The sequence below is a fragment of the Georgenia sp. Z2081 genome, from assembly GCF_055326445.1.
The window spans coordinates 46,919-71,413 of record NZ_JBUZNK010000009.1; the positions used below are offsets into that span (position 1 = coordinate 46,919).

At 74.0% G+C, this 24,495-nt stretch carries 21 protein-coding genes and 1 riboswitch; all 21 genes read right to left on the minus strand.

Translation table 11 applies throughout. The annotated features are described in order from the left end of the window. Positions 1-25: 25 nt before the first annotated feature. Positions 26-164: riboswitch (FMN riboswitch) on the minus strand. A gap of 75 nt (positions 165-239) precedes the next feature. The 21 genes from ACZLKG_RS12340 to ACZLKG_RS12440 all read right to left on the minus strand — a co-directional run bounded on the left by ACZLKG_RS12340 (position 240) and on the right by ACZLKG_RS12440 (position 24,486). Further along, on the minus strand, positions 240-2,804 hold the full coding sequence (locus tag ACZLKG_RS12340; protein WP_463648895.1) for a hypothetical protein: 2,565 nt from the start codon (positions 2,802-2,804) through the stop codon (positions 240-242). A gap of 120 nt (positions 2,805-2,924) precedes the next feature. Continuing rightward, positions 2,925-3,296, minus strand: a complete 372-nt coding sequence (locus ACZLKG_RS12345; RefSeq protein WP_425709464.1) for a hypothetical protein — start codon at positions 3,294-3,296, stop codon at positions 2,925-2,927. Positions 3,297-3,435: 139 nt separating this feature from the next. Continuing rightward, the gene (gene rpe / locus ACZLKG_RS12350) at positions 3,436-4,104 is read right to left on the minus strand and encodes a ribulose-phosphate 3-epimerase (protein WP_425709465.1); all 669 of its coding nucleotides are present in this window, start codon (positions 4,102-4,104) and stop codon (positions 3,436-3,438) included. 103 nt (positions 4,105-4,207) lie between these two features. Next, positions 4,208-5,719, minus strand: a complete 1,512-nt coding sequence (locus ACZLKG_RS12355; RefSeq protein WP_463648896.1) for an RsmB/NOP family class I SAM-dependent RNA methyltransferase — start codon at positions 5,717-5,719, stop codon at positions 4,208-4,210. Further along, positions 5,716-6,663 carry a methionyl-tRNA formyltransferase gene (locus ACZLKG_RS12360; RefSeq protein WP_425709467.1) on the minus strand — a complete coding sequence of 316 codons (948 nt, stop codon included), beginning with the start codon at positions 6,661-6,663 and terminating at the stop codon, positions 5,716-5,718. The genes ACZLKG_RS12355 and ACZLKG_RS12360 overlap by 4 nt, the downstream gene beginning before the upstream one ends. An 82-nt stretch (positions 6,664-6,745) precedes the next feature. Beyond that, positions 6,746-8,992, minus strand: a complete 2,247-nt coding sequence (locus ACZLKG_RS12365) for a primosomal protein N' family DNA-binding protein (RefSeq protein ID WP_425709468.1) — start codon at positions 8,990-8,992, stop codon at positions 6,746-6,748. Positions 8,993-9,133: 141 nt separating this feature from the next. Continuing rightward, on the minus strand, positions 9,134-10,336 hold the full coding sequence (gene metK / locus ACZLKG_RS12370) for a methionine adenosyltransferase (RefSeq protein ID WP_463648945.1): 1,203 nt from the start codon (positions 10,334-10,336) through the stop codon (positions 9,134-9,136). Between the two features lie 5 nt (positions 10,337-10,341). After that, the gene (locus tag ACZLKG_RS12375) at positions 10,342-11,685 is read right to left on the minus strand and encodes a bifunctional phosphopantothenoylcysteine decarboxylase/phosphopantothenate synthase (protein ID WP_425709470.1); all 1,344 of its coding nucleotides are present in this window, start codon (positions 11,683-11,685) and stop codon (positions 10,342-10,344) included. 34 nt (positions 11,686-11,719) lie between these two features. Next, on the minus strand, positions 11,720-11,983 hold the full coding sequence (gene rpoZ, locus ACZLKG_RS12380; protein WP_425709471.1) for a DNA-directed RNA polymerase subunit omega: 264 nt from the start codon (positions 11,981-11,983) through the stop codon (positions 11,720-11,722). A 62-nt stretch (positions 11,984-12,045) separates the two neighbouring features. After that, complete coding sequence (gene gmk / locus ACZLKG_RS12385) at positions 12,046-12,654, minus strand: guanylate kinase (protein WP_425709550.1); 609 nt, start codon at positions 12,652-12,654, stop codon at positions 12,046-12,048. A 74-nt stretch (positions 12,655-12,728) separates the two neighbouring features. Next, positions 12,729-13,040: an integration host factor, actinobacterial type gene (gene mihF / locus ACZLKG_RS12390; RefSeq protein WP_463648897.1), complete on the minus strand. Its 312-nt coding sequence runs from the start codon at positions 13,038-13,040 to the stop codon at positions 12,729-12,731. A 287-nt stretch (positions 13,041-13,327) separates the two neighbouring features. Further along, positions 13,328-14,245 (minus strand): orotidine-5'-phosphate decarboxylase, encoded by a 918-nt coding sequence (gene pyrF, locus ACZLKG_RS12395; protein ID WP_425709473.1) that lies wholly within the window; start codon positions 14,243-14,245, stop codon positions 13,328-13,330. After that, a complete protein-coding gene (gene carB, locus ACZLKG_RS12400; protein WP_425709474.1) occupies positions 14,242-17,625 on the minus strand; it encodes a carbamoyl-phosphate synthase large subunit in 3,384 nt (1,127 codons plus the stop codon). Before carB ends, pyrF begins: the two co-directional genes overlap by 4 nt. After that, positions 17,625-18,830 carry a glutamine-hydrolyzing carbamoyl-phosphate synthase small subunit gene (gene carA, locus ACZLKG_RS12405; protein ID WP_425709475.1) on the minus strand — a complete coding sequence of 402 codons (1,206 nt, stop codon included), beginning with the start codon at positions 18,828-18,830 and terminating at the stop codon, positions 17,625-17,627. Before carA ends, carB begins: the two co-directional genes overlap by 1 nt. Next, complete coding sequence (locus ACZLKG_RS12410) at positions 18,831-20,162, minus strand: dihydroorotase (RefSeq protein WP_425709476.1); 1,332 nt, start codon at positions 20,160-20,162, stop codon at positions 18,831-18,833. Next, positions 20,159-21,166, minus strand: coding sequence for an aspartate carbamoyltransferase catalytic subunit (locus ACZLKG_RS12415; RefSeq protein ID WP_425709477.1), 1,008 nt, complete (start codon positions 21,164-21,166; stop codon positions 20,159-20,161). The genes ACZLKG_RS12410 and ACZLKG_RS12415 overlap by 4 nt, the downstream gene beginning before the upstream one ends. Further along, on the minus strand, positions 21,163-21,876 hold the full coding sequence (gene pyrR, locus ACZLKG_RS12420; protein WP_425709478.1) for a bifunctional pyr operon transcriptional regulator/uracil phosphoribosyltransferase PyrR: 714 nt from the start codon (positions 21,874-21,876) through the stop codon (positions 21,163-21,165). Before pyrR ends, ACZLKG_RS12415 begins: the two co-directional genes overlap by 4 nt. A 79-nt stretch (positions 21,877-21,955) precedes the next feature. Next, positions 21,956-22,669, minus strand: coding sequence for a transcription antitermination factor NusB (gene nusB, locus ACZLKG_RS12425; RefSeq protein ID WP_425709479.1), 714 nt, complete (start codon positions 22,667-22,669; stop codon positions 21,956-21,958). Further along, complete coding sequence (gene efp, locus ACZLKG_RS12430; protein WP_425709480.1) at positions 22,670-23,227, minus strand: elongation factor P; 558 nt, start codon at positions 23,225-23,227, stop codon at positions 22,670-22,672. A gap of 150 nt (positions 23,228-23,377) precedes the next feature. After that, positions 23,378-23,878: a hypothetical protein gene (locus ACZLKG_RS12435; RefSeq protein WP_425709481.1), complete on the minus strand. Its 501-nt coding sequence runs from the start codon at positions 23,876-23,878 to the stop codon at positions 23,378-23,380. Beyond that, on the minus strand, positions 23,875-24,486 hold the full coding sequence (locus ACZLKG_RS12440; RefSeq protein WP_425709482.1) for a hypothetical protein: 612 nt from the start codon (positions 24,484-24,486) through the stop codon (positions 23,875-23,877). Before ACZLKG_RS12440 ends, ACZLKG_RS12435 begins: the two co-directional genes overlap by 4 nt. Positions 24,487-24,495: the final 9 nt, after the last annotated feature.

The following is a 24,495-nucleotide window of genomic DNA, read 5'->3' on the forward strand; positions in this document are numbered from 1 at the left end:
GAGAGGGTGGGCCGGATGGCCCACCGCGTGCTTCCTCTCATCCGGACTTTGACCGTCGGTCCCGGAGTTCCACCGGATCGGCCCTGACCACGCGTTGCTCTGCGTGGCCTCGGGTTCGCGGACTGTTACCGCCGGTTCGGATTTTCACCGACCCCGGAGCACGTGCTCGAGGGTCAGTGTACGACGACCGGGCCCGTTCCCACGACAGGGGCCGGGCCCGGTGGCGGAACGAACGAGGATCAGTCCTCGTCGTCCTCGGCATCCGCCGCGAGGTTGTCGTTGTCGGCCCGGGTGCGGGCGTCGTTCATCCGTCCCTCGGCGTCGTTGGTCATCGAGCCGTACGTCGAGCCAGCGCCGTCCTCGTGGTCGTTGAGGTAGTCGACGAACTGGGCCCGCTGATCGTCCGTCATCCGGTCGTAGGGGATCACCGAGCCGTCGCTGTCCCAGAACTGCGACCCGGCGTCGAGCTCGCGACCCGTCGCCTGCTCCCACCCCGTGAACGACGGCGACCCGTCGAAGTTCCCGGCCGCAGCGACGGTGGCGTAGAACCGGTCGTTGACCATCGCGTTCTGCGCCTGCTGCCACTCGGCGCCGGTGGCGCGCTGCGCGTCCTCGTTCCCGGTCTCGAACATGGCCTCCAGCACGGGGTCCGCGGCCCAGTCGATCCCCTTGTCGACGGCACCGCCGACGACCGGGATGTCGTCGAAGGGCACGAGGCCGATGCCCTCGTTGGCCATCGTCTGCATGTACTCGTTGTAGCTGTCGAGAGCGCCCGCGCTGTCGCCGTTCTCGTTCGAGAGTGACTCCAGGACGAATGCGTCGAAGTAGCTGCCCCGGCCGAACGCTTCCTGTGCGGCGTCCATGTTGCCGCCGGTCAGCGCCTCGTACATCCCGTTGTTGGTGTGCGCGCAGCTGGCGTTGAGGATCCGCTGCAGCGCGGGCGGGTTGTTCGGGTCGCCCTGCGTCGTGCCGTCCTCGCCGGGCATGACGATCGACTCGGGCCGGTCGTACCCGAGGTCACCGAACACGTGATGGAGGTTGTTCAGAGTGGAGTTGCTGAAGGTGATGTCGTACGTCCCTCCGTCACCCGCCCCGACCCCGTCCGCGGTCGCCTGGCCATCGAACCCGGTGTGGAGGTCGTCGACGTAGGTTGCCATGACGGTACCCATGGCAGGCCGCAGGGACATCATGTTGAACCCGGCCCTGGTCTCCGCGGTGTCGCCGGCGATCGGCTCGGACCCGGCGATCGCGTCGTTGTACCCGACGATGGACTGCTGCGCGAGCTCGACGGACTCACGGTCGCCGTCGTCGAGGGCATAGCTCTCGAGGACGTCCCCCATCTCGACGCCGAGGTCCGGCATACCCATGACCGCGCCGTCCGTGGCGTCGCTTCGACCGTGCATGTAGTACTCGATGATCGACTGGGTCTCACCGTCTCCGGCAGGGATGTCGGCGAGCAGAAGCCCGTAGGCGGCCTCCTCGCTCGTCCCGGCGGCGGCCAGCAGGTTGTGCAGCGGGTCGCGGCGGGGATCCGTGGGGTGCAGGTCGCCGAGCGGCGACGCACCCAGGTCGTACATGCTCCCACCCATGTGCGACGTGTTGGACCGGTGGGGGAAGTTCTCGGTGAGCCATTGGTCCCACTCGACCATGTCGGTACCGACGTGCTCCATGTAGTCACGGCCCACCTCGACGTCCGGGTTGACCTCCATGCCTGCGGCAAGGAGCTGGCTCTGGATGTCGTACCCGTACACCGCCGTGCCGTCCATGCCCTCCTCGTAGGGCTGCCCGGTATAGGGGTTGAAGCCCTCGCGGCCACTCGTCTTCAGCTGCTCGTACCACTCGGTGCGCCAGGTCTCCGTATCCTCGCGAGTGACCGGATCCATTCCCTCGAGCGAGCCCGTCGAGGTCGTGTACGCCCCGCCGAGGACGCTGAACATGTCGCGGTACTGCTCCTGCCTGTCGGGGTAGCCCTCGGAGGCGTCGATCCTCTCCATCAGGTGCATCGACACGGAGTTGACCCCGTCCGGACCGAGCCGTTCCATGAGCGCGGTCGCGAAGTACGGGTCGTCGGTGAGGTCGCCGTACGTGTCGACGATCTCCTGGATCGCGTCCTCGTCGCCGTTCTCGGCACGCTCCAGGAGGTCCTCGGCATGCTCTGCCTGCTCGTCCGCGACGTGGTCGCGCCGGCTGCCGTCAGAGATGGTGGTGCCCTCGGTCATCGCGGCGGCGATGTCCGCCGCACTTCCCTGCTGGGCCGCGGGGACGAACCCGTCGGTGAGCTCGGTGAGCTTCCTCGCCGCGGTGGCGGCCTCCTCGCCCAGGGTGTCGAGCGCCGTGTCGTACCGCTCCTTCATGTCCTCGCGCCGACTCTCCCGCTGGAGGTCGATCGACTCGATGGCCTCGGCCTTGTCCCGCTGGTTCGCGGGATCGGTGTAGTACGGGTCGGAGTTGATCTGGTCGAGGGCATCGTCGAACCAGGTGTCGACCTCGTCCCACTCGGTCTGCAGCCCCTCGATCGTGGATTCGCAGGTCTCGAACGAGGCTCCGACGTCCCAGATGCGCTGACCGGCGCCGCCCATGTTCTCGGCCGCGGTCTGCACGTGGCCGGACAGGATCGACAGCTCGGTATCGATCGCCGCGGCCGTCACTCCCTCCGGGAAGGCGCCACGCATCCGCTGCGAGGCCGAGCCGTCGGAGAGCAGGGTCTGCTGCAGGCGGCCCTGGATGCGCGAGACGTTGGTGCCCTGCACCATGAACGTCGTCGCCACACCGTCGGGCAGCGGGAGCTGATCGGCGCCGGCCATGTGGAGTCCTCTCGGATCTGGATCGGACGGGACCGACCCGGGGCGTGCGGAACGTGGTGTCGTGCGGCCGTGCGGCGGGCCGTGGTGCGGCTCGGCGCGTCAGACTTCGAGGACCACGGCTCAGACCTCGAGGAAGTCGAACCCGGTGCCGGAGTCGTGGTCGATCTCGTCGAAGCCCTCGGAGACGCTCACGGTGGACGAGCCGCACGCCTCGGTCGCCGCGGCGAGCGCGAGCAGGCCGGTGTCGTGCGTGGAGAGGAAGTCGGCGATGGCCGAGCGCAGGGAGGACAGGTCACCGGCGATCCGGTCGGGGCCCGTGCCGACCGCACGGTCCATGACGCCTTGGTCCGGGAGCTCGCCGGCGCCGTCCCGCAGGAGCATGCCGTCCACCCAGACGTCGTCCCCGACGGCGGCGGTCGAGTAGGGGTCGATCTCCAGCGTCATCTCGTGCTCCTCGTCGGCGGGCCACGACGGGGCGAGCAGCCCGGTCATGGGGTCTGCGTGGAGCGTGACCCGCGGACGGGTCCGAGAGGTGAACGACGAGTGACGTTCAGGTGCCGGCCGCCGGGAACGGGCGGGGAGAACTCCCCGTGGCGCCGACGGTCCTCCGGCGCCCGGCCGGGAGGCCTGCTCAGTGCGCGTGAGCGGCCGAGGCCAGCTCCCGCAGCGCGGCGATCTCGTCGTTCGCGTTCTCGGCGTTGTAGACGGCCGACCCGGCGACGAACGTGTCGGCGCCCGCGTCTGCGGCGCGCTCGATGGTCGCCCGCGAGATGCCGCCGTCGACCTGGAGGCGGATGTCCAGCCCGGCGGCCGAGACCGCCTCGCGGGCACGGCGGATCTTCGGCAGGACCGACTCGATGAACGACTGCCCGCCGAAGCCGGGCTCCACGGTCATCAGCAGGATCATGTCGAACTCGGCGAGGTGGTCGACCAGCGGCTCGAACGGCGTGCCGGGGCGGATGGCGATCGAGGCCTTCGCGCCGGCCGCACGCAGCTCCCGGGCGAGCTTGACCGGCGCCGCGGCGGCCTCGGCGTGGAAGGTCACCGACGCGCAGCCGGCCTCCGCGTAGCCGACGGCCCACCTCTCGGGCGCCTCGATCATCAGGTGGGCGTCGATCGGCACCGGGCTCACGCGCACGCACGCCTCGACGACGGGCAGACCCCAGCTGAGGTTGGGCACGAAGTGGTTGTCCATCACGTCGACGTGCGCGTAGTCCGCGCCCGAGATCCGCGTGAGCTCGCCGCGCAGGTCGGCGAGGTCGCTGGTGAGGATGGACGGCGAGATCACGACGGGGGCCATGGACCGAGGCTAGCCTCCCGGCGACGCACGGGAGTACCGCTCGCGCCCCCGAGGGCCGCATCGATGTCCGCCTTCGGTCGGGCGGCCGTGCGCGCGCCCCGGATCAGGCCTCGCGGCGCAGGAGCGCCAGGAACATCGCGTCCGTGCCGTGGACGTGCGGCCACAGCTGGACGACGGTGCCTTCCGCGCCGTCCAGCGAGCTACCGGCGACGTCGTCGGCGAGTCCCCCGGCGACCGACCGCGTGATCCGGGCCGTGTCCAGCAGTGTGAGCCCCGTTCCTGCCCGCAGCAGGCGGGAGACCTGCGCGCGGGTCTCGGTGACATGCGGGGAGCAGGTGACGTAGGCGAGCACCCCGCCCGGGGCGAGGGCGTCCGCGGCGGCGTCGAGCAGCTCGCGCTGGAGCGCGGCGAGCGCGGCGAGGTCCTCCGGGCTCCGGCGCCAGCGGGCCTCCGGGCGGCGCCTCAGAGCGCCGAGCCCCGTGCAGGGCGCGTCGAGCAGGATGCGGTCCGCCCTCTGACGACCGGCCTCGACGAGCGTCCCGGCCGCGCGGCGACCGTCCCCCACCGTCACCCGGACGTCGCCCTCGGCCCTGGCCACCGCGCGACGCACGAGGTCCGCCCGGTGCGGCTGGACCTCGTTCGCGACGAGCCGAGCCCCGCGGCGCCCCGCCTCCGCCGCGAGGAGGGCGGCCTTCCCTCCCGGCCCGGCACAGAGGTCGAGCCAGGTCCCGCCGTCGTCGGCCGCCGGACCGGTGAGTTCGGCGGCGAGGAGCGCGTGCGTCACGAGCTGTGAGCCCGCGTCCTGGACCCCTGCCCGGCCGGTGGCGACATCGGCGAGCTCGCCGGGCGCGATGCCGACGAGGTCGACCGCGCCCGGGAGCGGGTGCTGCTCCACGTCGCCGCCCAGGTCGCGCGCCTGACGGCCGAGCTCGCCCACGGACGACCAGCCGGGGCGGGCGACGAGCGTGACCCGCGCCGGGGTGTTGTCCGCGTCGAGCAGGTCGCCGAGCTCGCGTCCGTCGCGACCGTCGGCGAGCAGGGCCTGCTGCAGCGCGCGGACGATCCACGCGGGATGGGACTCGACGGCCGCCGCGACGTCGAACCACTCGCCGCCGCCGGACCGCGCGGCGTCCGCCACGTCGTCGAGCCAGTCCTCGACGTCGCGGGCCGCGACCTTCCGCAGGACCGCGTTGACGAGCCCGGTCGGTGACTGCCCGGCGACCTCGCGCACGAGCGTGACCGACTCGGCCACCGCCGCATGCGAGGGGACGCGCATCCCGAGCAGCTGGTGGGTGCCGAGCCGCAGGACGTCGCGGACCGGCGCGTCGAGCGCGGCGACGTCCCGTCCGGAGGCGAGGGCAAGGATCGCGTCGTAGCGGCCCCGCATGCGCAGGGTGCCGTACGCGAGCTCCGTCGCGAACGCGGCGTCGCGCCCCGCGATCCGGCGCTCGCGCAGCAGGCCGGGGAGCACGAGGTTGGCGTAGGCGTCGTCGTCGTGGACCTGCCGCAGGACCTGGTAGGCCGCCCGGCGGGCCGGGTCGGGTCCGCCGCGTCGACCGGGGCTGCGTCGAACCGGGCCGCCGCGAAGACCAGGACTGCGCCGTGCGTCGGTCATGCGCCCGGCCGGTGGGCGCCGAGCCGGTCGCCCGCCTCGAGCCGTGCGCCGCGGGCCCACGCGTCGGCCGCCATCCAGCTCTTGCCGGCGGGCGCGAGCTCGGTGAGCTGCAGGGCGTGCGTCGCCGTGCCGACGAGCACGTCTCGCCGGGTCTCCCGCAGCTCGCCCGGTGCGAGGTCCGTGACGTCCGGGCGCAGGGTGAAGGGCCGGAGCTTGAGCCGGGAGCCGTCGGGCAGCGTGGTCCAGGGGCCGGGTGACGGCGTCGTCGCCCGAGCCACGCGGTCGATGCGCTCGGCGGGCGCGTCGAGGTCGAGGAGCCCGTCGGACGGGTCCAGCTTGGGCGCCGTGGACACCCCGAGCGCGCTCTGCGGGGCCGGGTCGATCAGACCCGAGACGAGCGTCTCCAGCGAGCGCGTGAGCAGCCGGGCACCGGCGACCGAGAGGCGGTCGAGCAGCGCGCCGGAAGTGTCGGTGGGCTGGATCGTCTCGGTCATGGTCGCGAGCACGGGACCGGTGTCGAGCCCCTCGTCGAGGAGGAAGGTCGTGGCTCCGGTGACGTCCTCGCCGGCCAGGAGCGCGTGCTGGACGGGCGCCGCGCCCCGGTAGGCGGGCAGGAGCGAGAAGTGCAGGTTGACCCACCCGTGGGCGGTGGCCGCGAGGGCCGGCGGCGGGACGAGCAAGCCGTAGGCGACCACCGCCGCGACGTCGGCCCCGAGCTCCCGGATCTCCTCCACGACGTCGTCGTCGCGCAGGGTACGTGGCGTGAGCACCGGAAGTCCGGCCTCCGCGGCCGCCTCCCCCACGGGAGACGGATGGAGCGTCCGGCCGCGGCCCCGCGGCGCGGGAGCGCGCGTGAGGACCCCCACCACCTCGTGCTGCGACTGCAGCAGGTGGTGCAGGGCCGGAAGCGCCACGACCGGAGTACCGGCGAACAGGACTCGCACGCCTTCGATGGTAAGCGCCGTGCCGACCTGCTGCCTCCGCGAGGGCCGGCGGCCGGCATCGGGGCGCGCGGCGTCGACGCGCTCAGAGCATGTCGGTCGGCGCCACCTGCACGCGCACGGTGCCGGGCTCCTTGCGCGCGGACCGCGCGGCCGCGGCGGCGGCGAGCAGCGGTCCCAGCTCCACGTCGTCGGCCGCCCGCAGCACGGCACGCGCCTGGGGTGTCTCGGCGGGTCCGTCGCGAGCCGCGTCGCGGGCGGAGCGCCCAGGCCCTCGTGCGTCGGTGGCCGGCGGGTCGACGGGCACCGGACCGAGCACCTCCACCCGGTCGGCCCGCGCGTCCGCGGCCAGGTGGGCGAGGAACGAACGGAGCGCGGCGGCTGCGCCCTCGGCCACGGCCACGGGCACGGCGGGAGGCAGCGAGAGCTCGGCACGCTCGCCGAGCTCCCGCTCGGCGAGCCCCACCGGGTCCCAGCGCACCAGTGCCTGGGCGACGTGCGGGGCCGGCCGTCCGAGCAGCAGGACCTTGCCGCCGTCGGTCGCGGGCCGCACCAGGGCCGCGGCGCTCACCCACCGCCGCAGCGCCTCCTCGGCGGCAGCGAGCCCGGGCCGGGCGGTCGCGACCCCGCCGTCCAGCAGCAGTGCCGCGACGTACCCGCCCTCCGCGGTCGGCTCCGCGCCGGGCGTGGCCACGACGAGCCGCGGACGGTCGTCGACCGTCCTGGCCACGCCCGTGTCCTGGCCCGCGTCCGAGGCCAGGACCGGCACGCCCGGGAAGGCACGGCCCAGCTCGTGGGAGGTGCGTCCGGCCCCGACGCGGATCGCCCGCAGCGACGGCGAGCCGCAGTGGGGGCAGCGGAAGTCGGCGGCGGCGCGGGCGCACCAGCGGCAGCTCGGCGGTCCGCCCGCGCGCGTGGCCTGCAGGGGGCCGGAGCAGTGCCGGCAGCGGGCGGGCTCACGGCACCGTTCGCAGGCGAGAGCGGGTACGTAGCCGGCGCGCGCCACCTGGACGAGGACGGGCCCCGTGGCGAGCGAGTCGCGCACGAGCCGCCACGCCGCATGCGGGATGCGGGCCGCCGCCGCGGGGCCCTCGGCGGCGAGGTCGAGGTCCGTCGGTGCCGTGACGCGCGGCGTACGGGAGCGCACGAGGGAGCGGTCGGCCGCGAGGGAGGCGGCGACGCCGGTGGCCACCAGGTGCTGGGCGGCGACCGATCGCCCGACGCCGATGATCGCCAGCGCCGCCCGCTCCCCCGACGTCCGTGGCCGGTCCTCGCTCGCGGTCGCGTCCTGCTCCTCGTCCAGGTGGCGCGCCAGCAGGACGTCACGGACGTGGGGGTAAGGTGCGCGCGGTTCCGCGAGCCGGTCGTCGCCGTCGTCGACCACGACGACGAGACCCAGCCGAGCCACCGGTGCGAAGGCCGCCGACCGGGTGCCGACGACGACCCGAGCCTGCCCGGTGAGCGCGCGCAGGAATGTGCGGTACCGGCGCGCGGTGCCGTCGTCCGCCGACAGGCGCACGACGTCGGCGATCCCCGCCTCGTCCAACGCGCCGGCGACGTCGTCGACGTGCCGGGCGGTCGGGGCGACGACGAGCGCACCCCGTCCGCCGTCGAGCGCGGCCCGGACTGCGCGCACGACGAGCGCGGGCGTGGTCCCGGGCAGCGCGGTGACGACCGCGGCGGGCGACTCACCGGCCGCGACGTGGGCGAGGAACGCGGGTCCGGCGGTGAGCTCGGCCCACGCGCCGGGATCCACGGGCGGCGCCGGGACCGGTGCCGGTGCTGTCTCGCTGCTGCCCGGACCGTCCTCGCGTACCGGCGCGTCCGGGCGGCGCGCCCCGTCGGCGTCGAGGGGCTCGTGCTGGTGCGCGGGTCCGTCCTGACCGGGAGCGGCCTGGTCGGCCCCCCTCATCGACTCCTCTGTGCCGGCATGGCGGGGCGGAACGGCGAGGCGGACGACGTCGGCGGTCGTGCCGCCGTGTGCCCGGGCGACGGCGCGGCAGAGCCGGGCGACCGGCTCGGCCAGCACCGGCACGGCGCTCACCGCGCGCCGGAGCGGGGCGAGGTCGGAGCGCGTCGTCCCGCGCGTGCGGGCGGTGACGTACCCCCCGAGCTCGCGACCGGCGAAGCGCACGCGCACCCGGGAGCCGACGGCGACCCGGTCGGCCATCGCCGGTGGGACCAGGTAGTCGAAGGGCCGGTCGAGGTGGGCGAGCGGGGTCTCCACGAGCACGGAGACGACGTCGGCGTCCGGGTCCCCCGCGCCGCCGGGCGGAACCGCGGCAAGGTCGACGAGCTCGCCCAGGGAGGGCTGCTCGGCTCGGGGGGTCATCGCCACATCACATCACGGAGCGCCGACGGCGGGGCCGACCGCCGGGGCGGTCTGTGCAGGACGCGCGCGGGGAGGCACCTGTGGGCCGGCGCCGTCGGCCGCGTCGCGCTCACACCCCGCCGGGCTCGGGCCCCGCCGGACTCAGGCCGCGGCGGCGCGCAGGGCCTCGACGCGGTCGAGGCGCTCCCACGGGAGGTCGAGGCCGGGCCGGCCGAAGTGGCCGTACGCCGCCAGCGGCCGGTAGATCGGGCGGAGCAGGTCCAGGTCCCTGATCACGGCGAGCGGTCGCAGGTCGAAGACCTCCCGGACCGCCCGTTCGATGGCCTCCTCGGGGACCGTGGCGGTGCCGAAGGTCTCGACATACAGGGAGACCGGGGCAGCCTGACCGATGGCGTAGGCGACCTGGACCTCGCAGCGCCGGGCCAGTCCCGCGGCGACGACGTTCTTCGCGACCCACCGCATGGCGTAGGCCGCGGACCGGTCGACCTTGCTCGGGTCCTTCCCGGAGAAGGCGCCGCCGCCGTGGCGGGACATGCCGCCGTAGGTGTCGACGATGATCTTGCGTCCGGTGAGCCCCGCGTCCCCCATCGGGCCGCCGAGCACGAACCGGCCGGTCGGGTTGACGAGCAGCGCGAGCTCGGCGGTGTCGACGTCGGCCGCGACGCCCGCGAGCTCGGCCGCGAGGACCGGCTGCACCACCAGCGTGCGGACGGCCTCGTCGAGCATCGACCCGGTGACGTCCTCGTCGTGCTGGGTCGAGACGACGATGCCCGTGATCGCGGCCGGGCCGCCGCGGGAGTAGCCCACGGTGACCTGGGTCTTGCCGTCGGGCCGCAGCCACGGGACCTGGTGCTCACGCCGGACCGCGGCGAGCTGCTCGGCCAGCCGGTGCGAGAGGTGGATCGGCAGCGGCATCAACGTGTCGGTCTCGTCGGTGGCGTACCCGAACATCAGGCCCTGGTCGCCGGCGCCCTGCACGTCGAGCGGGTCGATCTCGCCGAGGTCGTCGCGGGTCTCGAGGGACTTGTCCACGCCGGCGGCGATGTCCGCGGACTGCTCGCCGACGCTGACCGACACGCCGCACGACCGGCCGTCGAAGCCGACCTCGGAGGACGTGTAGCCGATCGCGCTGATCTCGCGCCGGACGATGGTGGGGATGTCGACGTACCCGTTGGTGCGGATCTCCCCCGCCACGTGGACCTGACCCGTGGTGACGAGGCACTCGACGGCGACCCGCGCGTCCGGGTCGACCTCGAGGAGCTCGTCGAGGATCGCGTCGGAGATCCGGTCGCAGATCTTGTCCGGGTGTCCTTCCGTGACGGACTCGGACGTGAAGGTGCGCAGCTGGGTCACCGCTGAATCGTAGGCTCCGCCAGTCGATCGACGATCGCGTCGAGCAGGATGTCCGCCATCTGGGCCTTGCTGCCGGCGCCGGTGGTCACGACCTCGCCCGCGGCGTCGAGGATCGTCAGCTCGGTGTCGACATCGCCGAAGCCGACCCCGACCCCGACGGCGTTGACGGCGAGCAGGTCGGCGCCCTTGCGGATCGCCTTCGCCCGGCCGTGGTCGAGCACGCTGCCCGTCTCGTCCCCGGTCTCGGCGGCGAACCCGACGACGAGCCGGCCGGGGCGGGACCGGTCCGCCGCGAGCCCGGCGAGGATGTCCGGGTTCTCCACGAGCTCGATCGTGCGTCGGCCGCTGCCGTCCTTCTTGCCCTTGGTCCCGGCCACCTCGGCCGGCCGGAAGTCGGCGACGGCTGCCGCCATGACGATGATGTCGGCCTCCGCGGCAGTGTCCTGGACGGCCTCGGCCAGCTCGAGGGCGGAGCCGACGGGGACGACCTCGATCGCGAGCTCGTCGGGCAGCAGCGCGCGCTCGACGTTGGCCGCGAGGAGGGTCACCCGGGCGCCGCGGTCGGCCGCGGCGCGGGCGATCGCCACGCCCTGCCGGCCGCTGGACCGGTTGCCGATGAAGCGGACCGGGTCGACCGGCTCGTACGTGCCACCGGCCGAGACGATGGCCGTGCGACCGGCCAGGTCCTGGCGACGCGGCGGGCACGCGCCGGACGAGAGCGGAGCGGGGACCTGCGCCGAGTCGGCACCCGATGGGGCGGCACCCGACGACGCCGCGACCGGGCGGCCGCCCGGGGTCAGTCCGACCAGCGCGAGGCCGGCGGTCACGATGCGCTCGGGCTCGGGCAGGCGCCCCGGCCCGGTGTCGGCACCGGTGAGTCGGCCGGAGTCGGGGTCGAGGACGGTGACGCCCCGGGAGCGCAGGGTCGCGACGTTGGCGACGGTGGCCGGATGCTGCCACATCTCGGTGTGCATCGCGGGCGCCAGCAGCACCGGGCAGGTCGCGGTGAGCAGCGTCGCGGTGAGCAGGTCGTCCGCGAGGCCGGCGGCGGCCCGGGCGAGGGTGTGCGCCGTCGTGGGAGCGACGATCACGAGGTCCGCGTGCCGGCCGAGATCGACGTGGTCGACGGCGGTGGCGCCGTCCAGCACGCCGGCGCGGACGGGCTGCCCGGACAGCGCCTCGAACGTCGGTGCGCCGACCATCTCCAGGGCCGTGGCGGTCGGCACGACGCGGACGCGGTGGCCGGCCTCGGTCAGCAGGCGCAGGACCAGGGGGGCCTTGTAGGCGGCGATGCCGCCGGTGACACCCAGGACGACGTCGAGCCGGCGGGGGGCGCGCACGCCCTCTCCCCCGGTGCCCGACGTCACGACCGGATCAGTCCTCGGTACGGGTGAGGGTGAGCTGCCCGGCGTTGATCTCGCGCAGCGCGATCGACAGCGACTTCTCCTCCGGGGCCGACGGCACGAGCGGGCCGACGAACTCCAGGAGACCGTCCTGCAGCTGCTGGTTGTAGGTGTTGATCTGACGCGCGCGCTTGGCGGCGTAGATGACGAGCGCGTACTTCGAGTCGACGGTGGTCAGGAGCTCGTCGATCGGCGGGTCGGTGATGCCGATCGGCTCGGCGACTGTTCCGGCCATGGGTCCTCCTCGCATGATGGGTGCGCTCGCGCGTGAGGGCGACGGGCACACGGACCGCCATCCTAGCGTGCGGGCTGCCGGACCAGGCCCAGGAGCCCGGCAAGGGCCAGTGCGGCCTCGGTCACGTCGGAGTTGACGATGATCTCGTCGAACTCCGCGACGGAGGCCAGCTCGACGTCGGCGGTGGCGAGCCTGCGCTCGCGCTCCTCCTCGGTCTCCGTGCCCCGACCGACCAGGCGCCGGACGAGCTCGACCCGGTCGGGCGGGGCGAGGAACACGTGGCGGGCCCCGGGCAGTGCGGCGCGCACCTGGCGGTGGCCCTGCAGGTCGAGCTCGAGCAGGACCGCCCGACCGGCGGCGAGCTGGTCGACGACGGCGCGGCGCGGCGTGCCGTAGCGGTGGACGCCGTGGACCACCGCCCACTCGAGCATCTCGCCGGAGTCGACGGCCTCGTCGAACTCGTCCGAGGTGAGGAAGTGGTAGTGCACGCCGTCGACCTCGCCGGGCCGGATCGGCCGCGTGGTGGCCGACACGGAGTACCACAGGTCCGGGTACAGGCGCCGCAGCTCGGTGACCACGGTGCCCTTGCCGACGGCGGTCGGCCCGGACAGCACGGTCAGGCGCGAGGTGTCGACGGGCGCGTGGTCGGGCCCGTGGGTGGTCTCCCCGATCGGTGGCGTCTCGTTCGGCACCGCGTCATTGTGTCAGGTCGACGGGCACGGTCGTCAGTCGCCGGTCGCGATCGTCAGCCGAACCGCTCGACGAGCCGCGAGCGCTGGTGCGGGCCGAGCCCACGCACGCGCCGGGACTCGGCGATCTTGAACTCCGCCATGATCGCCCGCGCCGTGGAGGAGCCGACGCCGGGCATCGCCTCGAGCAGCGCGACGACCTTGAGCTTGTTGAGCGCCTCGTCGTCCGGTGCGCGGCTGAGCACGTCCGAGAGCTGCAGGGCGCCTGCCTTGAGCTGGGACTTGACCTCGGCGCGCACGCGACGCGCCTCGGCGGCCTTGGCCAGGGCCGCAGCCCGTTCGTCGGCCGTGAGCGGGGGGACTGTCACAACGACCACCTCGTCAGTTGGTGAACACCGGTCCGGAGTAGAGGCTGACCCTAGCCCGGGAGACGCGGGTCACGCCAGATGAACACGCAGGTCCGTCCGGGCATCCGGGACGTACCGCGTGGGCGATGACGCGGTGAACGGCGCGTCGCCGGTCCGCCGCACTCCCCCTGCGGGTGCTCCGCCGCCCTGCCACCGCGCCGCGCGCGGGTCGCCCCGGCGGTCGGCCCTCGGGTGTCGCAGGCGGTCGCCCCGCGGGTCGCCCGGACGATCGTCCCGCGGGCCGGGGCTCACCGTCCGCGCAGCGCGCTGGTCACCACGGCGGCGGTCTCACGGGCGGCGCTGCCGACGGCGCCGCGCTGCGGACCGGCGGCGAGGACCGCCCGGGAGGCGGCGGCGAGCACCCGGTGGCGGGCGGGTCCGAACACGGCACGCAGCTCGTCGGGGCCGGCGCCCTGCGCGCCGACTCCCGGGGCGAGGATCAGCCCGCCGAACCCGTCGAGGTCGAGCCCGAGGTCCGTGGCCGCGGTGCCGATCGTGGCCCCGACGACGAGGCCGACCGGCCCCGGCGACGCCTCGGCGCCCAGACGGGCGTTGGTCGCCTCTGCCCAGGCCGCGACCTGACCCGCCACGGACCTGCCCGGGCCGCCGGCGTGCTGGACCGCGGAGCCCTCCGGGTTCGAGGTGAGGGCCAGCGCGAAGACGCCGCGACCGCCCGCGTGCGCGAGCTGGACGGTCTCGTCGAGCGAGGCGGGCCCGAGGTAGGGCGAGACGGTGATCGCGTCCGCGGGCATCGCGGCGTCGTCGGCGAGGTGCGCGGCCGCATAGGCTGCCATCGTCGAGCCGATGTCGCCCCGCTTGACGTCGAGGATCGTCAGCACGCCCGCCGAGCGCGCGGCCACCAGCACCTCCTGCAGGGCCGCCCAGCCGGCCGGGCCGTGCCGCTCGAAGAACGCCGACTGCGGCTTGAGGGCCGCCACGGAGCCCGCCACCTCGTCGACGACGCGCAGGCCGAGCTCGCGCGCCCCGTCGGCGGTGTCCGCCAGCCCCCAGGACGCAAGGACGCCGGCGTGCGGGTCCACGCCGACGCACAGCGGCCCGTGGTCGTCCATCGCGCCGGCGAGCCGCTCGCCGAACCCTGTGCGGGGAGCAGGTGCGTGGCGCCCGGATGACGCGTCGCCGGCCGACTCGCCGCCGGCCTGCGTCATGCGCTCGCCCCGGCCGCGGGAGCGGCACTACCGGGAGCGGCGCTGCCAGGAGCGGCGGCGCCCGCCCGGCCCAGGCCGAGGCGCTCGTCGCGCGCGGCGTCGAGGTCCTGGAGGGAGGCGACGTCGAACGCCCCGGCCCGCTCGGCCTCGATGGCGCGCACCGCGACGACGAGCTGCGCCGTCGTCGTGATGATCGCGCGGTCCACGGCCGTGGTCGCGGTACGGATCTCGTACCCGTCCGCGCGCGAGCCCTGCCCGCTGGGGGTGTTGATGACCATGTCCACCGAGCCGTCGGTGATGAGGTCGATGATCGTCGGCTCGCCGTTCGGTCCCCGCCCCTCCGAGTGCTTGCGCACCGTCGTCGAGGGGATGCCGTGGCGCAGGAGGACCGCCGCGGTGCCCTCGGTGGCGAGGAGCTCGAACCCGAGGTCGACGAGCCGGGCGGCCGGCCCGGCGATGTCCCGCTTGTCCCGGTCGGCGACGGACACGAACACCCGACCGCCGCTCGGCAACCCGCCGAACGCCGCGGTCTGGGACTTGGCGAAGGCGACCGGGAGGGTCGGACCGACCCCCATGACCTCACCCGTGGAGCGCATCTCCGGCCCGAGGATGGAGTCGACGACCTGTCCCTCGCGGGTGGCGAACCGCTTGAAGGGCAGCACGGCCTCCTTCACGGCGATCGCGGAGCCGAGGTCGATCGTGGAGGCGTCCACGGCGGGCAGCAGCCCGGACGCCCGCAGGTCGGCGATCGACTCCCCCGCCATCACCCGCGCCGCGGCGCGCGCGAGCGGCACGCCGGTGGCCTTGGCGACGAACGGCACGGTGCGCGAGGCGCGCGGGTTGGCCTCGATGACGTACAGGACGTCGGAGACCAGGGCGAACTGGATGTTGATGAGCCCGTGGACGCCGACGCCTGCGGCGATCGCCTCGGTCGAGTCGCGGATGCGCGCGATCTCGCCGGCGGAGAGCGAGACGGGCGGCAGCACGCACGAGGAGTCGCCGGAGTGGATGCCGGCCTCCTCGACGTGCTCCATGACGCCGGCTAGGTAGAGCTCGGTGCCGTCGTACAGGGCGTCGACGTCGATCTCCACGGCGTCGTCGAGGAACCGGTCCACGAGCAGCGGGGCCGCGCGACGGGTCGCGTCGCCGGCGTGGACGGTGGCGTCGGCGAGGTAGTCGGTGAGGTCGGCCTCGTCGTAGACGATCTGCATGCCGCGGCCCCCGAGCACGTAGCTGGGCCGCACGAGCACCGGGTAGCCGATGGATCCCGCCACGGCGAGCGTGTCCGCCGGGGTCACGGCGGTGCCGTGGGCGGGGGACGGCAGCCCGGCGTCGTCGAGGACGCGGCCGAAGATCTCGCGGTCCTCGGCCGCGTCGATGGCCTGCGGCGGCGTGCCGAGGATCGGCACGCCCGCGTCCGCGAGGCGCTGCGCCAGCGAGAGCGGCGTCTGGCCGCCGAGCTGGACGATGACGCCCTCGACCGGGCCGGCGGCGAGCTCGGCGCGGTAGACCTCCATGACGTCCTCGAACGTCAGCGGCTCGAAGTACAGGCGGTCGGAGATGTCGTAGTCGGTGGAGACCGTCTCCGGGTTGCAGTTGACCATCACCGTGGTGAACCGGTCGGCGAGCTCGAGCGTGGCGTGCACGCACGAGTAGTCGAACTCGATGCCCTGCCCGATCCGGTTGGGGCCCGAGCCGAGGATGATGATGGCCGGCCTCTCCCGGGGCGCGACCTCGCTCTCGGCGTCGTAGGCGGAGTAGTGGTACGGCGTCTGCGAGGCGAACTCGGCGGCGCACGTGTCGACCGTCTTGAACACCGGGTGCAGGTCGAACGCCCGGCGCACCTCGCGCACGGCGTCCTCGGACAGGCCGCGCAGCTCCCCGATCTGGACGTCGGACAGGCCGTGCCGCTTGGCCCGCGCGAGGACGCCGGAGGTGAGCGCGTGCGCGCCGGCCACCTCCTGGGCGACCTCCTCGACGAGCACCATCTGGTCGAGGAACCACGGGTCGATCCAGGTCGCCTCGAAGAGCTCCTCGACGCTCGCGCCGCCGCGGATCGCCTGCTGCACGTCGACGAGGCGGTGCTCGGTGGGCGTGGCCGTCGAGGCGACGAGTGCGGTCAGCTCCTCACCGGCGGGCGCCTCGCCGCGCCAGTGGAACTGCTGGCCGGACTGGTCCAGGGAGCGCAGCGCCTTGCCGAGCGCCTCGGTGAAGTTGCGACCGAGCGCCATGGCCTCGCCCACGGACTTCATGGTGGTGGTGAGCGTGGGGTCCGCGGCGGGGAACTTCTCGAACGCGAACCGCGGGACCTTGACGACCACGTAGTCCAGCGCCGGCTCGAAGCTCGCGGGCGTGGAGCCGGTGATGTCGTTCGGGATCTCCGGGAGCGTGTAGCCGATGGCCAGGCGCGCTGCGATCTTGGCGATCGGGAAGCCGGTCGCCTTCGAGGCCAGCGCGGAGGACCGGGACACGCGGGGGTTCATCTCGATGACGACGATGCGGCCCGTGCTCGGCTCGACCGCGAACTGGACGTTGCAGCCGCCCGTGTCGACGCCGACCTCCCGCAGCACCGCGATGCCGATGTCCCGCATCCGCTGGAACTCGCGGTCGGTCAGCGTCATGGCGGGCGCCACGGTGATCGAGTCGCCCGTGTGGACGCCGACCGGGTCGACGTTCTCGATCGAGCAGACGACCACGACGTTGTCCGCGTGGTCGCGCATGAGCTCGAGCTCGAACTCCTTCCACCCGAGGATCGACTCCTCCAGGAGCACCTCGGTGGTCGGCGAGAAGTGCAGGCCGGCGCCGGCGATGCGGTCGAGGTCCTCGCGCGTGTGGGCCAGGCCCGAGCCGAGGCCGCCCATGGTGAAGCTCGGGCGGACCACGAGCGGGAGCCCGAGCTCGTCGGCGGCGGCGTGCACCTCGTCGATCGAGTGCGCGATGACCGAGCGGGCGGACTCCCCGCCGGCGCGCTCGACGACCTCCTTGAACGCGAAGCGGTCCTCCGCCTTGTTGATGGCGTCGACCGAGGCTCCGATGAGCTCGATGCCCAGGCGGTCGAGCACGCCGGAGTCGTGGAGCGCGATCGCGGTGTTGAGCGCGGTCTGGCCGCCGAGGGTGGGCAGGATCGCGTCGGGCTTCTCCTTGACGAGGATGGCCTCGACGACCTCGGGGGTGATCGGCTCGACGTAGGTCGCGTCGGCGACCTCCGGGTCGGTCATGATCGTCGCCGGGTTGGAGTTGACGAGGACCACCCGCAGGCCCTCCTCGCGCAGCACGCGGCAGGCCTGGGTTCCGGAGTAGTCGAACTCGGCCGCCTGGCCGATGACGATCGGGCCCGAGCCGATGACGAGGACGGAGCTCAGGTCGGTCCGGCGGGGCATCAGTTCTCCTCGGAGGTGGTGGGGGTCGCGGGCTCGGCGCCGCGGTGGGCGGCCATGAGCGCGAGGAAGCGGTCGAAGAGGTGCTCGCCGTCGTGCGGTCCGGCGGCGGCCTCGGGGTGGTACTGGACGGAGAACGCCGGCAGGTCCAGCGCCCGCAGGCCCTCGACCACCTGGTCGTTGAGGCCGACGTGGCTGACCTCGACCCGGCCGTAGCGGCCGTCGTCGTAGGGCGCGACGGACTCCCCCTCCACGGGGGCGTCGACGGCGAAGCCGTGGTTGTGCGCGGTGATCTCCACGCGGCCGCTCGCCTTGTCCAGGACCGGCTGGTTGACGCCCCGGTGACCGTAGGCGAGCTTGTAGGTGCCGTAGCCGAGGGCCCGGCCGAGGAGCTGGTTGCCGAAGCAGATCCCGAAGAACGGGATCTGCTCGTCGAGGATGCCGCGCAGCAGCTCCACCTCGTGCTCGGCCGCGCCCGGGTCGCCGGGGCCGTTGGAGAAGAACACGCCGTCCGGCGTCAGCGCGAGCACCTCGGCGAGCGTGGTGTCACGGGGGACGACGTGGACGCGCGCGCCGCGCTCGGCGAGCTGGGCGGGCGTACGGGCCTTGATGCCCAGGTCGACGGCGACGACCGTGGCGACGGGCTCGCCGTCGGGCTCGATGGTGTACCGCTCACCGGTGGAGACCTCGCCCGCGAGGTCGGAGCCGGACATCGCCGGAGCGTCCCGGACGACGTCGACGAGGACCCGGGTGGCCTGCGGGTGCAGGTCCGCGGCGCCCGCGGGCAGCGCGGAGCCGGAGAAGATCCCGGCGCGCATGACGCCCGCCTCGCGCAGGTGGCGGGTGAGCGCGCGCGTGTCGACCTCGCAGATCCCGACGACGCCCTCGGCGGTCAGGCGCGCCTCGAGCCCGCCGGTGGCCCGCCAGCTGGACGACCGCCGGGCGGCGTCGCGCAGGACGTAGCCGGCGACCCACACGCGGTCGGACTCGTCGTCCTCGTCGTTGACGCCGGTGTTGCCGACGTGCGGCGTCGTCATCACCACGATCTGGCGGTGGTAGCTCGGGTCGGTGAGGGTCTCCTGGTAGCCGGTCATGCCGGTGGAGAAGACGATCTCACCGAGTGTGCGGCCGCCCGCGCCCCAGGCAGATCCTCGGTAGGTGGTGCCGTCCTCCAGGACGAGCAGGGCGGGTGTGCGCTCGGCGCTCACTCAGGACTCCTTCTTCTCGGGCATGCCGGCGAGGTCGTCGACGAGGGACCCGTCGAGGACGGTCGCCCGGCCGGCGTAGAACGTGTGCGTCACGGCGCCACCCAGCTCGCGGCCCGCGAACGGCGAGTTGCGGGACCGCGAGGCGTGCGCCGCGGTGTCGACGGTGCGTCGGGCGGCCGGGTCGACGAGGGTGAGGTGGGCGGGGGCGCCGGGAACGAGCTGCCGGCCCTGGTCGGCGACGCGGCCGATCCTCGCGGGCGCGGTCGACATCACGCGGGCGACCCCGGCCCAGTCGAGCAGGCCGGTGGCGACCATCGTCGTGGTGACCACGGCCAGGGCGGTCTCCAGCCCGGTCATCCCCATCGCGCCGGCGGCCCACTCGGTGTCCTTGTCCTCGGCGGCATGCGGGGCGTGGTCGGTGGCGACGATGTCGATCGTGCCGTCGGCCAGCCCGGCGCGCACGGCCTCGACGTCTGCCGCGGTGCGCAGCGGCGGGTTGACCTTGTACAGCGGGTCGTAGTCGCGCACGAGGTCGTCGGTGAGCAGGAGGTGGTGCGGCGTGACCTCGGCGGTGACGTCGATCCCCCGGGCCTTCGCCCAGCGGACGATGTCGACCGAGCCGGCGGTCGAGAGGTGGCAGACGTGCAGCCGGGAGCCGACGTGCTCGGCGAGCAGGACGTCGCGGGCGATGATCGACTCCTCCGCGACCGCCGGCCAGCCGGTCATGCCGAGCTCGGCGGAGACGACGCCCTCGTGCATCTGGGCGCCCTCGGTCAGGCGCGGGTCCTGCGCGTGCTGCGCGACGACGCCGTCGACCGAGCGGACGTACTCCAGCGCCCGGCGCATGAGGACGGGGTCGCTCACGCACCGGCCGTCGTCGGAGAACACGGTGACGCCGGCCGCGGAGCGGTGCATGGCGCCGAGCTCGGCGAGCTGGGCACCGGCCAGGCCGACGGACACGGCGCCGACGGGTCGGACGTCGACGTAGCCGGCCTCGCGGCCGAGGCGCCAGACCTGCTCGACCACGCCGGCGGTGTCGGCCACCGGCATGGTGTTGGCCATCGCGTGGACGGCGGTGAAGCCGCCCGCGGCCGCGGCTCGGGAGCCGGTGCGGACGGTCTCGGTGTCCTCGCGGCCGGGCTCGCGCAGGTGGGTGTGCAGGTCGACGAGGCCGGGCAGCGCGACGAGGCCGTCGGCGTCGACCCGGACGGCGTCGGACGAGGCCTGCGCGGCCGCGTCGTCGCCCACGGCGGTGATCGTCCCGCCCGAGAGCAGGAGGTCGGCCCGGTCCCCGCCGAGGGGCCGTGCCCCGGTGATGAGGTAGCTGGTCATGACGTGGTCCCTTCGGAGCCGGCAAGCAGGAGGTAGAGCACGGCCATGCGCACGGCGACGCCGTTGCGGACCTGCTCGAGGACGACGCTGCGCTCGGAGTCGGCGGCGTCGGCGGAGATCTCCAGGCCGCGGTTCATCGGGCCGGGGTGCATGACGATGCCGTGCGCCGGGAGGAGCGCGAGACGGGCGGCGTCGAGCCCGTAGAGGCGGTGGTACTCCTGGGCCGAGGGGAAGAACCCTCCCCCGCCGGCGGACATCCGCTCGTGCTGGACGCGGAGCATCATCACCGCGTCGGGCGCGGCCTCGAGGGTGGCGTCGAGGTGGTGCTCGACGCGCGCGGGCCAGGCGCCCACGCCCACGGGCAGGAGCGTCGGCGGGGCCACCAGCGTGACGTCGGCGCCGAGCGTGGTGAGCAGGTCGACGTTCGACCGCGCCACCCGCGAGTGCAGGACGTCCCCGACGACGACGACGCGCGCCCCGGCGAGGTCGCTGCCCGGCGGGGCCGGGGTGTCGGTGGTCGGGGGCTCCCCGGGCGCGGGTTCCTCGGCACGCGAGTGCAGGTGGCGGCGCAGCGTGAAGGCGTCGAGGAGGGCCTGCGTGGGGTGCTGATGGGTGCCGTCGCCCGCGTTGAGGATCGGGACGTCGGTCCAGCCGGCGTGCGCGAGGCGGTGCGGCGCGCCGGAGGCGGGGTGCCGGACGACGACGCCGTCCGCGCCCATCGAGCGCAGCGTGAGCGCGGTGTCCTTGAGCGTCTCGCCCTTGGACACCGAGGATCCCTTGGCCGAGAAGTTGATCACGTCGGCGCTCAGGCGCTTGGCCGCCGCCTCGAAGGAGATGCGCGTGCGGGTGGAGTCCTCGAAGAAGAGGTTGACGACCGTGCGGCCGCGCAGGGTGGGGAGCTTCTTCATCTCCCGTTCCTGCGTGGCGGCCATCTGCTCGGCGGTGTCGAGGATGCGCACGGCCTCGGCGCGGGAGAGGTCGGCGGCGGAGAGCAGGTGCCTCATCGGTCCCCCTCCCCGACGATCCGGACGGACTCCGGCGTGCCGCCGACGGCGTGGGTGCCGGCGTCGGTGTGGATGGCGGCCGCGACCTCGTCGGCAGTGCGATCGGTAGTGCCGCCGGCGTCGGTCGCGGCGATGATCCCCGCGTCGGTCTCCGCGAGCGAGACCCGCACGCTCTCCTCCCGGGAGGTCGGCAGGTTCTTGCCGACGAAGTCGGCGCGGATCGGGAGGTCGCGGTGGCCGCGGTCGACGAGGACCGCGAGCTGGACCCGGCGCGGTCGGCCCAGGTCGGACAGGGCGTCGAGCGCCGCGCGGATGGTGCGCCCGGAGTAGAGGACGTCGTCGACGAGGACGACGGTGCGGCCGGTGAGGTCGACCGGGATGTCGGTGCGCTCGAGGCCGCGGACCGGGTGGTCGCGCAGGTCGTCGCGGTACATCGTCGTGTCGAGCGAGCCGTGCGGGACCGGCTCGGCGAGGTCGGCGGCGCGCGCGACGCGGGCCGCGAGCCGGGCGGCCAGCGGGACGCCGCGCGTGGGGATGCCGAGCAGGACGAGGTCGTCGGTGCCCTGGTTGCGCTCGACGATCTCGTGCGCGATGCGGGTAAGCGAGCGGTCGATGTCGCTCGCGGTGAGGACCTCGCGTCCGGCTCTCTCGCCGGCCGGCGTGGGTGATGTGGATGTGGGGTCTGCGGATGCAGCCGGGTCGGGGCACATGGTGCCGTGACCTCCTTCCCTGCCTCGCTGGACAGATCGTTAAAGGATGTCGGTGCGCCCAGGGTACGCCGGGCGCGGGTCAGATCCGGTAGAGGTCCTTGTTCCTGGACACCTCGCCGAGGACGCCGCCGACGAACCGCGGGGAGTCGTCGGTGGAGAGCCGGCCGGCCAGGTAGGTCGCCTGCTCGATGGCGACCCCATCCTGGACGTCGTCGAGGAAGACGACCTCGAAGACCCCCAGCCGCAGCAGACCACGGTCGACCGCGGGCATCCGCCTGAGCGACCAGCCGTGGGAGGTGGCGGTGAGGATCTCGTCGATGATCGTCAGGTGGTCGGCGACGCCCTCGACGAGCTCGACGGCGTAGGCGGGCAGGCCGTCCTGCGCGATCGTGCGCCCACCGCGCTCGGCGAGGACGGCGAGCAGCCGGTCGCCGTCGGTGACCAGGCCCTTGGCGTCGGCCTCGAACAGGACGTCGAGCGCCCGGTGACGCGCCTTGGTCCGGGCGGTGGCGTGGAAGGCCCTGCGCACGCCCTGGGTGTCCGAGGTGCTCCCCCGTACCGAGTCCGACCGGTCCGCGCTCACGCGGACCGCGCCGGCGGGCACCTCGTCCTCGGTCGTGACCTCGACCGGAGTCGGCTCGTCCTCGGTCAGCGGCGCGGGCAGGTCCTCGGTCGACGGCACAGCTTCGTCCTCGCTCACCTGCGCAGGGACGTCCTTACTCACCGGCGCGGAGCCGGTCGGCGCGCGGTCGAGGCCCTGGTCGTCCTCGCGCGCGGGTGTCTCTCCGCCCACTCAGGCGCGTCCGAGGTAGTCGCCCGAGCGGGTGTCGACCTTGACCTTGACGCCTTGCTCGAGGAACAGCGGGACCTGGATCTGGTAGCCGGTCTCGAGGGTGGCGGGCTTCGTGCCGGCCGAGGAGCGGTCGCCCTGGAGGCCGGGCTCGGTCTCGGTGACCTCGAGCACGACGGAGGCGGGCAGCTCGACGAAGAGCACCTGATCGTCGTGGGTGGCGACGACGACGTCGGTGTTCTCGAGCATGAAGTTCGCGACGTCGCCGACCACCTCGGGGCGCACGGGGATCTGGTCGAACGTCGCGGAGTCCATGAAGATGAAGTCGGTGCCGTCGTTGTACAGGTACTGCATGTCGCGGCGGTCGACCGTGGCGGTCTCGACCTTGACGCCGGCGTTGAACGTCTTGTCGACGCCCTTGCCGGACAGGACGTTCTTCAGCTTGGTGCGCACGAACGCGGGGCCCTTGCCCGGCTTGACGTGCTGGAACTCGACGACCGACCAGAGCTGGTTGTCGATCTTCAGCACCATGCCGTTCTTGAGGTCGTTCGTCGATGCCATGCGTGTGCCGTCCTTAGCGTCGGGAGTCGTCTCGGTCGTGCTGTCTCGATGCTGCCGTCCCGGCCCCGCCGGGCGCGTGGTCGGTGCCGGGGCCCGCGATCGTGGCCCGCGACCGGCCGTCGGCCTGGCCGCAGGGGCCCGGGCAGCGGTTCAGGATATCGCGACGAGGACACCCAGTCCCGCGAGCCCCCATGATGCCGCCCACAGGTAGGAGGCGAGCGTGCCGATGATGAAGCGCTCGGCCGTGAGTCCGGCGACGACGACACGCGGCGGGACCGGACGCTCCTGAGGGTCGCCCTGCAGGACGATCGGGGTCTCGTCGTCGCGGCGTCCGACGCCGGAGCAGTGGTCCGCACGCAGCTCGGGATAGCGCCCCAGGCCCTTGAGCGCGAGGACCACGGCGACGACCTCGGGGAAGCCGGTGACCAGGCCGCCGGCGATAGCGGCGCGCTCCAGGTAGCCGATCCACTGCCCGCCGCGGTCGAGGCCGACGGGGTGGGTGACGAGTCCGGGCGTCCCCTCCCTCCCACCGCCGGTCACCGTGAAGCGCCGCAGCAGCCGGGCGACGATGGGGCTCCCCGTCAGGGCGGCGCCGACGGCGGCGACGAGCACGAGGCCGGCCGTGACGAGCCCGAGGAGCCAGCCGTTCACGGGGTCTCCCCCTCGGCGTCGGCGACCATGCCGGCGACGTGCGGCAGCGCGGCCAGCTCCTCACGGACACCGGCGACCCGGACCCGGTCGTGGACCGCCTGGTAGGTGATGCCGAGCTCCTCGGCGACGGCACGCTGGGTGACGCCGGTGACGAGGCGGTCGGACACCTCCCAGCCGGCGTCGGACCTCGTGCGTCTCAGGGCACCGACGAGGTGGAGCACGGCGGTGGCGGCCTCGGCGGCTCCCTCGTCGGCACCCCGCACGACGATCGGGTACGGCGACGCCTTGCTCCGCGCGGTCTCCACCGCGTCCCGGGCGAGGACGAACGCCGTTCCCGACGACGCGCTCGCGCTGTCCGCGAGCGGTGAGTCCACCGGTCCGGCGCCGACCCCCACCGCCCAGTCCAGGCGGGCGAGGCGCAGCGCGACGTCGACCGCAGCGGGGGCGCTCGAGAGCACGGCCTGAACCTCGTCGCCGACCGTCCGCTCGAACGGGAGCACGACGGCGCGGCCCGCTCGTCGCTGCCATGGAGCCAGTTCGGCGAGGATCTCGTCCACGAGAACCCCCCGCTGGGTCGACCGATTCTGATCGGCGGTGACGACGAACATGCGATCAAG